We start from the raw sequence: 12,620 nt of genomic DNA, 5'->3' as shown, positions 1-12,620 counted from the left end.
GGTTCTCGGTTTGAGTCCGAAAACAGCTCAAATCATTTGTTTTAACGCTTTAAATTCACCACGATCACGCCGCCCAGCGCCAGTGCGCCGCCGAGGATACCAAGTAGCGTCGGCACTTCGCCCAGCCAGAAGAAGCCGATCAGGGCTGACATGGGCGAGACCAGATAGAGGAAGTTCGAGGCGCGCGCTGCCGGAAGACGCGACAGTGCGGTTGCCCAGGCGGCATAGGCGATCAGGCTGGGCACGATGCCAAGAAAGATCACGGCGCCGATACCGGCCGTGTTGGCGACCGCGGCCTGCGCAAAGCCGCTCGGCAGAAAGGGTGCCAGGCAAAGCGCGCCAAGGATCATGTTCGAGGCCGAAATGGTCAGCGGGTGATGGCGGGCAAAGAGCGGCTTCTGGACGATCGTGTTGACGGCCGAGCACAGCGCGGAGCCAAGAACCAGCAGCGCGCCGGTGTCGAAACTCAAGCCATTGCCGTCAGCCACAGCGATGATACCGATGCCGGCGAAAGAAATCGCCGTGCCGAACCAGGCCCAGCTTGAGAAGCGCTCGCCGAGCAATGCCATTGCCATAATGGCGGTGAAGATCGGGCTGACATTGATGATGAAACCGGCGGCACCCGCCGAAACCGTCAATTCGCCGAAATTGAGCATGACAGTGTAGAGCGCGACGAAGATGGCGCCGCCAAACACCAGGCGCCACACTTCGTCGAGCCTCGGCAGCGCCGGGCGCTTGACGGCAAGAAAGATCGCCGCCGGCACCGCGGCAATGGCAAAGCGCAGCGCACCGAGTTCCAGCGGCCCGAAAGCGGCGAGGCCGGCACGGATCGCGGGAAAGGCCGAGGCCCAGCCAACCACCGTCAAGGCCACGGCGATGGCCGCCGTGGTGTCCATCCGCTGTGTCGGATTCGACGTGCTGGTCGTTGCGCTCATCTGCCTGTCCTCGGGTTCTCAGAGTGTTGAAAGGCAGAAAGCGCCTTTTCGGCGCCGTTGACAAACGATCAAATCGAGGATCACCTGTGACTATGGATCACAGCTCAGACACAATGGTGCCGCTCGAGACCCTGCGCGCCTTCGATGCGGCGGCGCGAACGGGGAGCTTTTCGGCCGCGGCCGAGAAGCTCAACATCACCCACGGCGCCGTCAGCCGGCAGATCGCCAAGCTGGAGGACTGGCTGGGCTTGAAAGTGTTCGACCGCGGCGCGCGCGGCGTCTCGCTGACCATCGAGGGCAACCGCCTGCATCTGCGCACGGCGGAAGCCTTTGCGCTGATCTCCAGCCATTCCGACCGCTGGGTCGAGCCGCGCGGCACCGCCGTGGTGCGGCTGACCTCGATACCCTCCGTCAGCGGGCTGTGGCTGATGCCACGCATGGCGGCGCTGGAGAACAATCCAACCAAGCTGCGCATCGTGCTCGACGTCGACATCCGCCAGGGCGACCTTGCCGATGAAGGCATCGACCTGTCGGTCCGCTGCGGCCGCGGGGGCATTCCGGGCCGCATCTCGGTGAAGCTGTTCGAGGAACATGTCTTTCCCGTCGCCGCGCCCGGCCTTGCCCGCGAGATCGGCCGCGGCGACCCGGCCCGGCTGCTGAGGTTTCCACTGATCAACGATTCCGACGCTTCGGGTTGGCGTGCCTGGTTTGCCGCGCAAGGGATGGACTACCGCCCGCGCCCGCAGGATCGCCGCTTCGAGGACTACAATCTGGTGCTCGACGCCGCAGCTTACGGGCTCGGCATCGCGCTGGCGCGGCCGCCGCTGACCGGACACCAGTTGGAGGCAGGCCGCATCGTCGCCGTCGACGAGCGCACGGCGCTGAACCCGGTGTCGTACTGGCTGGACCGGCCGCTGGGGCGGCCGCGTACGGCTGCCGCCGAACTTTCACGCCGTATCGCTGTCGAGGCGGGGCTGGCGATGGACAAGATGGAAGCTTTCCTCGAAGCCGAGCGATAGCGGCGATCGTTCGGTGCTCAGCCAAGCACCAGCAAGGCGAGCCCGACAATGGCGACGGCCAGAAACCCGGCTGCCAGCGCCATCAGGCCGACACGCATCTGCTGCCGGCCTTCGGGCTGGACCGTGTCATTCGACCCAGACATCGCCTGCCCCCGCTTCGCCGCCGCGTCGGTGGCGGAGGCGCGGCGCGGCGGCGAAACCCCCGGTGCGAGAAGCGCAAACCAGGGCAGTCCTGCCGGCTTTGCGGCAGCGCCATCATCGGCCCTGGCCGGCGGCACCGGCAGACCGCGCTGTGCATCGTCGTTGGCTGGCGTCGCCTTGCCTGTCGCAGCCGTTGTCGGCCCGAAATCGTCGGGCGCCGCGTCACCCGGTTCGGCAAGCGCCAGATAGGCCTGCAGGATCTCGGCTGAACCCGTCTGCTGCCCCTTTGCGACGGCTGCGGACAACAGCGCCTGCAGCGCCGGCGCCGCTGCCGGCTGCAAAGGCGCACCGGATGGCGTCGGCGGCTGCACCAGCGCCTTTATAAGTGCTGCTTTCGCCGGATCGGCCTTCGCCGACGGCACCGCTGCCAATATCATGGCCTCGCGCAGCAGCGCAGTCAGGCGGGCGGATGAAATGTCCATGCCGGTCCCATAAGAATGGTTTGGAGCCGACAATAGCGCCTCAGCATTGCGTCAAGCTTGACCTTGCCGGCAATTTATGGCGATGAAATCAGCATGAACTCTGGCACCACCCCATGATGAACCGCTTCGAAGGCCCTGGCGGCAAGGAAGCCCGGATCCGCTATCTCGACGGCGACTTCCAGGTCACCAGCCCCGGCGCATTCGTGCGCTGCGCTGTGACCGGTGAGAGCATTCCGCTGGACGAGCTCAAATATTGGAGCGTCGCCAGGCAGGAGCCCTATGTCAGCGCCGCCGCCTCGCTGCGCCGCGAGATCGAAACGCATCCGGACCTGCGCAGCCGGGGCTAGATCGGCACACCGGAAAGCAAGGCTCACCGTCGATCTGATTTTCCTGGAACGCCTGCAGGACTATGGCTTTGAGGATGCCGGCGCGTTTTCGACCGAAAAGTCGAATTTATGAACAAGCCGATCTCCGACAAGCACTTTGATGGAATACGGCCCGATCGGATCACCCTCGGCCATGCACCACCCATGCGAGATCCATCCGTCCTGCGGTTTGTAGAACATGGTGGTCTCGGAGACCCTTCGATCGCCCGATAGCTTGCTCAAGCTGTATTCGTTTCCGTCGATACCACCCCACTGCCTGGGCTCCGCGGGAAGCGCGAACACCTCGGTGACCGATACCAGTCTGTCGCCTTGCGCCAGACGTACGCGCCATTCAAAGCAGGCGCTATCGGGGATAAGCGGTACAATGTTTGAGGGCCGAACGTGGGTAGCACCGTCCGCTTCGGTGACCGAGACCAGAAATTCGCTGTCGGTCGCGGTGGGTGCCTGCGCCGAAGATGGGTTCGCCATCGCCACAAGAACAAAGCCCACAAAGAGTGCCCGCAACCTAACCATTCCACCCCCCGCGCTGAAGCCGGTCTGACTTATAATTGTGATAAGCGGCGAGAAATATCCTGTGTCAACGCGGGAGCGCCCTACCCTCGCAGCCGGCGCTGTCTCCAGGCATCCAGCGTCTCATCGATGATCCGCTCCGGCACATTGTCGAGTTCGAACGTGGCGTCTATCTCCAGCACGTCGAGTTGACCAAGGAATTCAGCCGAGGCTGCGCCATGGCGCAGCCGGGCTGCGTCCTTGGCGGTGGTCACGAGGCCCAGTCCCTCACGGCGCGCGGTTGCCGCCAGTTCGGCGAGTTCGTCGGGGGCATAAAAATGATGGTCCGGAAACGACCGGCTCAGCGCCACTTCCGCGCCCGTGCCGCGCAGCGTCTCGAAGAATTTTTCGGGATGGCCGATGCCGGCAAAGGCGAGGAACCGCCGGCCGGCGAACCGCTCCTTGCCGCCCGGTTCAGCATGCGCCTCGAAGATCGGCCGGCCGGCGCGCGCCGCCTGGCGCACGACCTGGTCGGCGGCGGTGCCCTCGCCCATCTTCAACAGCCCATCGGTGAACACCAGTTGGTCGACGACGTTGGCGCGCAGCGGCCCACCCGGAATGACGCGGCCATTGCCGATGCCGTAGCGGGCGTCGACGACGACCAGCGCATAATCAATATGGATGCGCGCGCTCTGAAAACCGTCATCCATGATCAGGAAATCGCAGCCATGGGCTTCCATGAGCAGCTTGGCGCCGGCGGCGCGGTTCGGGCTTACCGCAACCGGCGCGTGCTCGGCCAGAAGCAGCGGCTCGTCGCCGACATGCTTGGCGGCGTCGTGACTGGCATCGACGACATGCGGCTGCGCAAACGAGCCGCCATGGCCGCGCGACAGGAATCCGGGATTGAGCTGCATGCGCCTGGCCTGCTTGGCCAGCGCGATGGCGACCGGCGTCTTGCCGCTGCCGCCGACGGTGAAGTTGCCGACGCAAAGCACTGGCGCGTCGATCTTTTGACGTATCGCCCGATGCATATGGCGGCCGGCGACCATGCCATAGACCGCTGATAGCGGCGACAGCGCAAAGACCCGCCAGTCCGGCGCTTCCCACCAGAAAGGTGGTGCTTCCGACGCCACCTATCGCCCGTCGGCGCCCTTCAGGCGCGACTTGACGATCAATGGCTGGATATAAGGCTCGAGCGACTTCAGCGTGTGCGCCAGCGCACCGCGCATCTGGTCGACTGTGGCGGCACCGGCCGCCATCATCTCATGGCGCGCAACTTCATTGCTCAGCAGGAAATTGACGGCGCCGGCCAGCATGTCGCGGTCGCGCACCAGCTTGGCGCCGCCACTGTCGAGCAGGCGCTGATAGGCCTCGCGAAAATTCTGGACGTTGCGGCCGGCCAGCACAGCGGTGTCGAGCATGGCCGGCTCCAGCGGATTCTGGCCGCCTTCCGAGGTCAGCGAGCGGCCGACAAAGGCGATTTCCGTCAGCCGGAGATAAAGCCCCATCTCGCCGATCGTATCGCCAAGGAGGATATCGGTGTCGGCGGTGATCCGGTCCCCCTTGCTGCGCCGCGCCAGCTTCAGGCCCATGCCGGAAATCTGTGCTGCCAGCGCTTCGGCGCGGTCGGGATGGCGCGGGACGATGATTGTCAGCAGGCCATGGTGGCGCTTGTAGAGCGTGGCGTGGACTTCCGCCGCGACCACCTCCTCGCCGTCATGGGTCGAAATTGCCGCCCAGGTCGGGCGGCCGGCGATCTGGCGCTTCAGCGTCGCCAGCGCCCGTTCGTCGACGGGCGGCGGCAAGGTGTCGACCTTGAGGTTGCCGGACACGGTGACCGGCCGGGCGCCAAGCGCGCGAAACCGTTCGCCGTCGACATCCGACTGGGCAACGACATGTGCGAGGTTCTCGAACAGCGCCTCGGCGATGTTGGCGCGCTTCTTCCAGGATTTGAACGAACGGTCGGACAGCCGGCCGTTGACCAGCACCTGCGGCACGTGTCGGGCGCCGAGCTCGAGGATGGTCATCGGCCATATCTCGGATTCGGCGATGATCGCCAGGTCCGGCCGCCAGTGATCGAGAAAGCGGCTGACGGCCGGCTTCAGGTCGAGCGGAACATATTGGTGGATGATGCGGTCGCCCAGCCGTTCGTCGGCAACCTGCGCCGAAGTGACGGTGCCCGTCGTCAGCACGATGTTGACACCGTAGTCGAGGATGCTTTGCACCAGCGGCACGACCGCAAGGGTCTCGCCGACGCTTGCCGCATGGATCCAGATCACCGGCCCTTCAGGGCGCGGCCGCCCGGCAACGCCGTAGCGCTCACGGCTGCGGCTGCGGTCTTCCTTGCCCTGCGATGTGCGCCAGGCGACATAGGGACCCATCAGCGGATAGGCGGCGGCACCGGCAAGGCGGTACGCCGCCAGGAAGGCGCGCGCCCAGCCGACGCTCATGGCCTGCCGTCCACGAGCCGATAGGCCTCGGCGGTCGCGGCATTGAGCGCGGCCGTGACTTCCTGGCGCTTGCGCTCCATTTCGGCCTCGTCGGCATTGGCCGGCACGAAAACCGGCGTTCCGATGACGATCGAGGAGCGGCCGAACGGCAGGTTGATGGTGGTCTTGTCCCAGCTTCTTTCCAGCACCTTGCGGCGGCTGGTGGCGATGGCGGCAGGCATGATCGGCCGGCCGGAAAGGCGTGCCAGCAGAACGATACCAAGCCCCGCGTCGCGCGGCGTGCCGTGGGGAATGTCGGCGATCATGGCGACGTTCTTGCCGGCGACGAGTGACTTTTTCAGGGCGATGAGCGCCTTGGCGCCGCCCTTGTCGAGATGCTTCGTGCTTTCACGCCCGCCGGAGCCGCGCACCGCCTCGATGCCGAATTTTTCGATCATCAGCGCGTTGAGTTCGGCGTCGGCGCTGCGCGAGACCATGGCGACCAGCGGCCGTCCCTTGGGATAATAGGCTGGGGTCAGCAGATGCTGGCCATGCCAGAGCGCGATGATGCCGGGTTCGAATTCGGCGTAGTCGCCGCCTGAAAATTTAGCCGAGCCTTCGACCACGCGGTTGGTCAGGCGCACCAGGCGGACGAACTGGGCGAGCAGGCTGACGATGATGCTCTTGACGATTCGCGACTGCGCCAACGGCTCGCGGATCTTGCGCCAGAACGTCTTCGAACTGCCGCCGCGTCTTCTTCGGACCGCGGCGCCGGTGGGCTGCCCTTTCACCGCTTCATGCTCCATCACTGTCAACCGGCGGCCTTGCTTTCAGGGTCGAGCAGCCGGTGCAGATGGACGACGAAATAGCGCATATGGGCATTGTCCACGCTGGCTTGCGCCTTGGCCTTCCACGCGGTGTGCGCGGTTTGATAGTCCGGATAGACGCCAACGATGTCGAGCGCGTCGAGATCGCGGAACTCGGTGCCTCCCAGTTGCTTCAGCTCGCCGCCGAACACCAGGTGCAAAAGCTGTTTCTTTCCGTCTTCCGCGGCCATTTCGGTCCTTCACATATTGTGAGTTTGCGACAGGTCTAGCCCAAAGCTGCCGACTTTGGAACCTTCGATCACGCTTCCGTATCGGCAATGACGCCGGCAAGCACGGTCAGCAGCTGCCCGCTGCCGGCGACCAGCGCGCCGTGACGGATGATCTCCCCGGCATAAAGCGGCGCGCGGCCATGGCCGTCGAGCACGGCGCCGCCAGCCTCGCGCAAGATGAGATCGGCGGCGGCGATATCCCAGTCATGCGCGTTGGGCTTGACGAAGGTTGCGTCGAGCGTGCCGTTGGCGACCATCGCCAGCCGGTAGGCGAGAGAGGGAATGTGCGCCGCGCGCCGCACCCGGCTTTGCCATTGCGCCGGCATCAGGTCGATCAACTGCTTCAGCCCGCCGATCTCGACCGTCTTACCCAGGCCGCGCACGGCAATCGGCTTGCCGTTGCGGAAAGCTCCATGGCCAGGCAGCGCCCAATAGGTTTCGCCCTTGGCCGGACATTCGAGCACACCGGTGAGCGTGCGGCCATTCTCGACCACCGCGACGCTGACGCACCACGAGCGCAGACCTTCGAGGAAGCCGCGGGTGCCGTCTATGGGGTCGACGACAAAGGTGCGCCGCGCCAGAAGCCGTGCCGGATCGTCAGTCGTTTCCTCCGACAGCCAGCCATAGTCCGGCCGCGCCGCCAGCAGGGTCTCGCGAAGATAGGCGTCCGCCGCGTGGTCGGCTTCGCTGACCGGCGAGGTGCCGCCTTTCATCCACACTTGCGGGTTCTTGCCGAAATAGCGCATGGCGATCGCGCCCGCCTCGCGGGCGGCGTCGCGCAGCAGATCGAGGTCTTCCGAGGCCCCGGCCGATATGACCGGGTCACGCTCCGGCAAGGGTCATTCCTTCGATCAGCAGCGTCGGTGCGGCAGTGCCGAAATCGCGGTCAAGATCGCTCGCCGGAACCATATTGAGGAACATCGTCTTCAAATTGGAGGCGATGGTCACCTCGGCCACCGGATAGGCAAGCTCACCATTGTCGATCCAGAAGCCGGATGCGCCACGGCTGTATTCGCCGGTCACCATGTCGACGCCCTGGCCGAACACTTCAGTGACATAAAAGCCGGATTTCAGCGACCTGATCAGGTCTTCCGGCGTCCTGTCGCCCGGCTCGATGGCGAGATTGGTCGAAGACGGCGATACCGACGAGCCGCTGCGCGCGCCGCGTCCGTTGGTGGTCAGCCCCAATTCCCGCGCGGCGGACGTCGACAGGAACCAGTGCTTCAGCACGCCGTTCTCGACCATCAACAGCTTTTCGCCCTCGACGCCTTCGCCGTCGAACGGGCGCGAGGCCTGGCCGCGACGCCGTAGCGGCTCGTCGGTGACGGTGATGGCAGCCGACGCAACCTGCTTGCCCATCATCTCGCGCAAAAAACTCGTCTTGCGCGCCACCGAAGCGCCGTTGATGGCGCCGGCGAGATGACCGGCAATGCCGCGCGCGACGCGCGGATCGAACACCACGTTGACCGGACCGGTCGCCGCCTTGCGGGCGCCGAGGCGGCGCACGGCGCGCTCCCCGGCCTTGCGGCCGATCAATTCCGGTGCGTCCAGATCGGAAAAATGCTGGTTCGAAGAGTATTCGTAGTCGCGCTCCATGCCGGTGCCTTCGCCCGCAATCACGCTGGCCGAACGCGAAAAGCGCGACGCGACATAGTGGCCGACGAAGCCGTTCGACGTGGCAAGCACCAGCCCGCCGAGGCCTGCGCTGGCGCCGCTGCCGGCCGAATTGGTGACGCCCTTGACTGCAAGGGCCGCTTCCTCGGCGGCCAGGGCCGCTTCCTTCAACTGATCGGCCGAAACCTCGGTGGCGTCGAACAGATCGAGGTCGCGCACCTTGCCGACCAGCAAAGCCGGATCGGCGAGACCCTGATAGGGGTCCTCGGGCGAGACTTTGGCCATGGCCACGGCGCGCTCGGCCAATGCCTTGGGGTCCGATGCCGCCGTCGCCGAGACGCTCGCCACCCGGTTGCCGACGAAGACGCGCAGCGAGACATCGTCGCCCTCGGACGCCTCAGTGTTCTCGACCTTGCCCAGCCGCACCGACACGCCGATCGAGCGGCCGCGCACGGCAACCGCGTCGGCGGCGTCGGCGCCGGCCCGCTTGGCAGCCTCGACCAGTGCCGCGACGCGGTCGGTCAATTTCGCTGCCTCTGGTGTATCGGTCATGCGCATGGTCCTGGCTGAAGCCGCGCCGGGCGGTAGCGGCTGTTGCACCATCTATTGTCCCAATGCGGCTTGTGCAATGGCGCACGGGCAATTGTCCCGCTGCGGCATAGCGCCCAAGCGGCCCGCAAAGCCCATCCGCGGCGGCCGCCACAGACGCGCGGCTTGACCGGTTTGTGAGTTTAACCGAGGCCGATTTCCGTCAAGGAGTGGCGACCGGCGTCCAGATCACGTCATCGATCCTCGTCGCGCCCGTTGCCAGCATCACCAGCCGATCGAAGCCAAGCGCCGAGCCGCTGGCTTGCGGCATGATGGCGAGGGCGGCGAGAAAATCCTCATCCAGCGGATAGCGCTCGCCATAGACGCGCTCCTTCTCGTCCATCTCGGCGGCAAAGCGCCGGCGCTGCTCGGCCGGATCGGTCAGTTCGCCGAAAGCATTGGCGAGCTCGACGCCGCAGCAATAGAGCTCGAAGCGCTCGGCCACGCGCTGGTCCTCCGCGCTCGGCCGGGCCAAGGCGGCCTCGGAGATCGGATAGCCATAGAGGATTGTGGCCCGCCCCTGCCCCAGCATCGGTTCGACCTTTTCCACCATCACGCGGCTGAACAAATCGGCCCAGTTGTCATCGTCGGCCGTGCGCAGGCCGGCCTTGACCAGAGCATCATGGAGTGCGGCGCGGTCTGTGCCGCCATCGGCAGAAACGGTGGCAAGAAGATCGATGCCGGCGTAACGCGCAAAAGCTTCCGCCACGCTCACGCGTTCCGGTTCGGCGAACGGATCGGCCTCGCGGCCGCGAAAGCGGAAGGTTTTGGCGCCGGCCCGCTCGGCTGCCAGCTTCAGCAGTTCGGCGCAATCGGCCATCAGGCTGTCATAGGTTTCGCCGACCCGATACCATTCCAGCATGGTGAATTCGGGATGGTGCAAGGGGCCGCGCTCGCGGTTGCGCCAGACGGCGCCCAGGCTGAAGATGCGCCGCTCACCGGCGGCCAGCAGCTTCTTGCAGGCGAACTCCGGCGAGGTGTGGAGATAAAGCGGCCGGCGCGCGCCGTCGGCGCCGATCGCCTCGGTGGCGAAGGCTGAGAGATGCGCCTCGTTGCCGGGCGAAATCTGCAATGCCGCCGTCTCGACCTCGATGAAGTCGCGCTCGCCAAACCAGCCGCGCATGGCGGCAGCTATGGCGTTGCGGGCCATCAGCCGCGGCCGGCGGTCGGCGTGAACATCCGGCGTCCACCAGGGCGAAGCGCCAGTCATGGGTTTGCCGGGCAACGGAATTGCTGACAGGGCTGGCGGTTCGGGCCAAGATGCGCTACGGCGACGGCTCTCGCAGCCGATTTGCGCCGAACGATCGTTTCAGGCCAACGAAGTCTAGGATTGAAAACCGTGGTGAAGGTCATCGCCAGTTCGCTCCGTAAAGGCAATGTCGTCGACAAGGACGGCAAGCTTTACGTGATCCTCTTTGCCGAAAACATCCACCCTGGCAAGGGTACGCCGGTCACCCAGCTCGACATGCGCCGCATCTCCGACGGGGTGAAGGTTTCGGAGCGCTACCGCACCACCGAGCAGGTCGAGCGCGCCTATGTCGAGGAGCGCGAGCACACCTTCCTCTACGCCGACGCCGAGGGGTATCACTTCATGAACCCGGAAAGCTACGATCAGGTCGCGGTGCCGGAAAGCGTGGTCGGCGACATGGCGCCCTACCTGCTCGAAGGCATGGCGGTGCAGATTTCGCAGTTCAACGGCATCGCCATAGCCCTGGTGCTGCCGCAGCGCGCTACTTTCGAAGTGGTCGAGACGGAGCCGACGACCAAAGGCCAGACGGCGTCCTCGTCATACAAGCCGGCCGTGCTTTCCAACGGCGTGCGCACGCTGGTGCCGCCGCACATCGCGCCGGGCACCCGCGTGGTGGTGATGACGGCCGATGGCGCTTATGTGGAGCGGGCGAAGGACTGACGCGCGAGCGCCTCCGTCCTGGTTGATCCGTTGCATTGCCTTCTGCGGCCGCTGGCTCGATAGTCCTGCCGATGTGGCAGACCTTTGTGACCTACTGGCCTCTGATCCTTGTGATCATTCCGATGCTGATGGCCGCCATCGGCATCGTCCACGCAATCATGACCAAGGAAGACGTGCGCGCCGCCACCGGCTGGGTCGGCGTGATGATCTTGTCGCCGTTCCTTGGCGCGATCATCTATGCCATTGCCGGCATCAACCGCATCCGCCGCGCCACCATCAGCGCCATGCGGCCCGTCGCCGGTGAAGCCGAGACAGCCAAACACGACCACGACATTGCGCTCGAAGCACTCATTTCAGCCGAATTCGGCCAGCGCTTTGCCGGCCTGAAGACGCTAGGCGACAGGGTGGCGCGGCGCGCACTGACGTCGGCAAACGCGATCACGATCCTCAGGACCGGCGACGAAGCTTACGCAGCAATGTGCCGGGCGATAGACAGTGCACAGCGCAGCATTCTGCTCGAGACCTACATCTTCGACAATGACGAGATCGGACGACGTTTTGTCGGATCGCTGGCCGGAGCGGTCCGGCGCGGTGTGACGGTTCGCGTGCTGATCGATGCGGTGGGCGTGCGCTATTCCGTGCCCAGCATTCTTGGGACACTCCGGGAAGCCGGCGTCACCGTCGATCTGTTCAACGGCAACATCGTCATGGGCCTGAGACTTCCCTATGCGAATTTGAGGACGCACAGGAAAATCCTGATCGTCGACGGCGCGGTGGCATTCACCGGAGGCATGAACATCCGCAAGGGGTTCTCGGCTGAGTTCGCTGGCACTGCCAGCTCGGCGGATACGCATTTCCAGGTCACGGGGCCGGTCGTGGCCGACCTGTTCGCGGTTGCCGCCGAGGACTGGCGTTTTGCCGGCAACGAGGCCCTCAAGGACGAGGTTTGGCACGTAGAAAAGCCCTCGCCGCCTCCCGGTCAGCCGATCCTGGTGCGCGCGGTGGCGTCGGGGCCGGACGCCAGCATCGAAACCAACCACAAATTGCTGACGGGGGCATTTTCCGTCGCCCGCAAATCGATCCGCATCATGTCGCCCTATTTCCTGCCGGACCGGGAATTTGTCAGCGCGCTGGTCACGGCGGCCCGGCGCGGCGTCGAGATCGACATCGTCGTGCCCGCGGTCAACAATCTCTTTCTGGTCGGCCGCGCCATGACGGCGCAATACGACCAGGTGCTGAAGCACTATTGCCGCGTCTGGCGGCATGAGGGGTCGTTCGACCATTCGAAGCTGTTGTCGGTCGATGGCGTCTGGGCCTATGTCGGCTCCTCCAACCTCGACGCCCGCTCGCTGCGGCTGAATTTCGAAATCGACCTGGAGGTGCTGGATACCGGCTTTGCCGCCGAGATCGAGGGGCGCATCGGAGCGGCAATCGCTTCCGCCAAACCCGTCACACTCGCAACCCTAAGAGCGCGGCCATTTGTCATCCGGGTTTTTGACCGGTTGTTATGGCTGGGATCGCCCTATCTTTAG

14 protein-coding genes are annotated in these 12,620 nt (G+C 65.2%); 4 read left to right on the top strand and 10 right to left on the bottom strand.

What is annotated here, in order from left to right:
* Positions 1-41 precede the first annotated feature (41 nt).
* Positions 42-935, bottom strand: coding sequence for a DMT family transporter (locus NKJ58_RS12880; RefSeq protein ID WP_023671583.1), 894 nt, complete (start codon positions 933-935; stop codon positions 42-44).
* Positions 936-1,027: 92 nt separating this feature from the next.
* On the opposite strand from NKJ58_RS12880, the gene NKJ58_RS12875 reads away from it, so the two are divergent.
* A complete protein-coding gene (locus tag NKJ58_RS12875; RefSeq protein WP_023705759.1) occupies positions 1,028-1,954 on the top strand; it encodes a LysR family transcriptional regulator in 927 nt (308 codons plus the stop codon).
* A 17-nt stretch (positions 1,955-1,971) separates the two neighbouring features.
* Here the strand turns inward: NKJ58_RS12875 and NKJ58_RS12870 are convergent, their stop codons facing one another.
* On the bottom strand, positions 1,972-2,577 hold the full coding sequence (locus NKJ58_RS12870) for a hypothetical protein (protein ID WP_023671581.1): 606 nt from the start codon (positions 2,575-2,577) through the stop codon (positions 1,972-1,974).
* 113 nt (positions 2,578-2,690) lie between these two features.
* On the opposite strand from NKJ58_RS12870, the gene NKJ58_RS12865 reads away from it, so the two are divergent.
* Entirely contained in the window at positions 2,691-2,924 is a 234-nt protein-coding gene (locus tag NKJ58_RS12865) for a DUF2093 domain-containing protein (RefSeq protein ID WP_023671580.1), read from the top strand.
* A 60-nt stretch (positions 2,925-2,984) separates the two neighbouring features.
* Here the strand turns inward: NKJ58_RS12865 and NKJ58_RS12860 are convergent, their stop codons facing one another.
* The 8 genes from NKJ58_RS12860 to epmA all read right to left on the bottom strand — a co-directional run bounded on the left by NKJ58_RS12860 (position 2,985) and on the right by epmA (position 10,389).
* Positions 2,985-3,467, bottom strand: coding sequence for a PM0630 family protein (locus tag NKJ58_RS12860; RefSeq protein ID WP_155922435.1), 483 nt, complete (start codon positions 3,465-3,467; stop codon positions 2,985-2,987).
* 89 nt (positions 3,468-3,556) lie between these two features.
* Positions 3,557-4,585, bottom strand: a complete 1,029-nt coding sequence (gene lpxK, locus NKJ58_RS12855; protein ID WP_023671578.1) for a tetraacyldisaccharide 4'-kinase — start codon at positions 4,583-4,585, stop codon at positions 3,557-3,559.
* A complete protein-coding gene (gene waaA, locus NKJ58_RS12850; RefSeq protein ID WP_023671577.1) occupies positions 4,586-5,902 on the bottom strand; it encodes a lipid IV(A) 3-deoxy-D-manno-octulosonic acid transferase in 1,317 nt (438 codons plus the stop codon).
* Positions 5,899-6,687: a lysophospholipid acyltransferase family protein gene (locus NKJ58_RS12845; protein ID WP_023671576.1), complete on the bottom strand. Its 789-nt coding sequence runs from the start codon at positions 6,685-6,687 to the stop codon at positions 5,899-5,901. Before NKJ58_RS12845 ends, waaA begins: the two co-directional genes overlap by 4 nt.
* Positions 6,688-6,692: 5 nt before the next feature.
* Positions 6,693-6,938 carry a DUF4170 domain-containing protein gene (locus NKJ58_RS12840; RefSeq protein WP_023671575.1) on the bottom strand — a complete coding sequence of 82 codons (246 nt, stop codon included), beginning with the start codon at positions 6,936-6,938 and terminating at the stop codon, positions 6,693-6,695.
* 68 nt (positions 6,939-7,006) lie between these two features.
* Positions 7,007-7,813 carry a 3'(2'),5'-bisphosphate nucleotidase CysQ gene (locus NKJ58_RS12835; RefSeq protein ID WP_023671574.1) on the bottom strand — a complete coding sequence of 269 codons (807 nt, stop codon included), beginning with the start codon at positions 7,811-7,813 and terminating at the stop codon, positions 7,007-7,009.
* Complete coding sequence (locus NKJ58_RS12830; protein WP_023816274.1) at positions 7,800-9,143, bottom strand: TldD/PmbA family protein; 1,344 nt, start codon at positions 9,141-9,143, stop codon at positions 7,800-7,802. Before NKJ58_RS12830 ends, NKJ58_RS12835 begins: the two co-directional genes overlap by 14 nt.
* 199 nt (positions 9,144-9,342) lie before the next feature.
* Positions 9,343-10,389, bottom strand: a complete 1,047-nt coding sequence (gene epmA / locus NKJ58_RS12825) for an EF-P lysine aminoacylase EpmA (RefSeq protein WP_023700603.1) — start codon at positions 10,387-10,389, stop codon at positions 9,343-9,345.
* A 129-nt stretch (positions 10,390-10,518) separates the two neighbouring features.
* On the opposite strand from epmA, the gene efp reads away from it, so the two are divergent.
* Positions 10,519-11,088: an elongation factor P gene (gene efp, locus NKJ58_RS12820; protein WP_023682947.1), complete on the top strand. Its 570-nt coding sequence runs from the start codon at positions 10,519-10,521 to the stop codon at positions 11,086-11,088.
* A gap of 71 nt (positions 11,089-11,159) precedes the next feature.
* Positions 11,160-12,620 carry a phospholipase D-like domain-containing protein gene (locus NKJ58_RS12815; protein ID WP_023805031.1) on the top strand — a complete coding sequence of 487 codons (1,461 nt, stop codon included), beginning with the start codon at positions 11,160-11,162 and terminating at the stop codon, positions 12,618-12,620.

Origin of the sequence: Mesorhizobium sp. M0139 (assembly GCF_040322455.1) — a bacterium.
In the GTDB taxonomy this organism is placed as follows: Bacteria; Pseudomonadota; Alphaproteobacteria; order Rhizobiales; family Rhizobiaceae; genus Mesorhizobium.
This window is presented reverse-complemented; position numbering and strand designations above follow the sequence as displayed.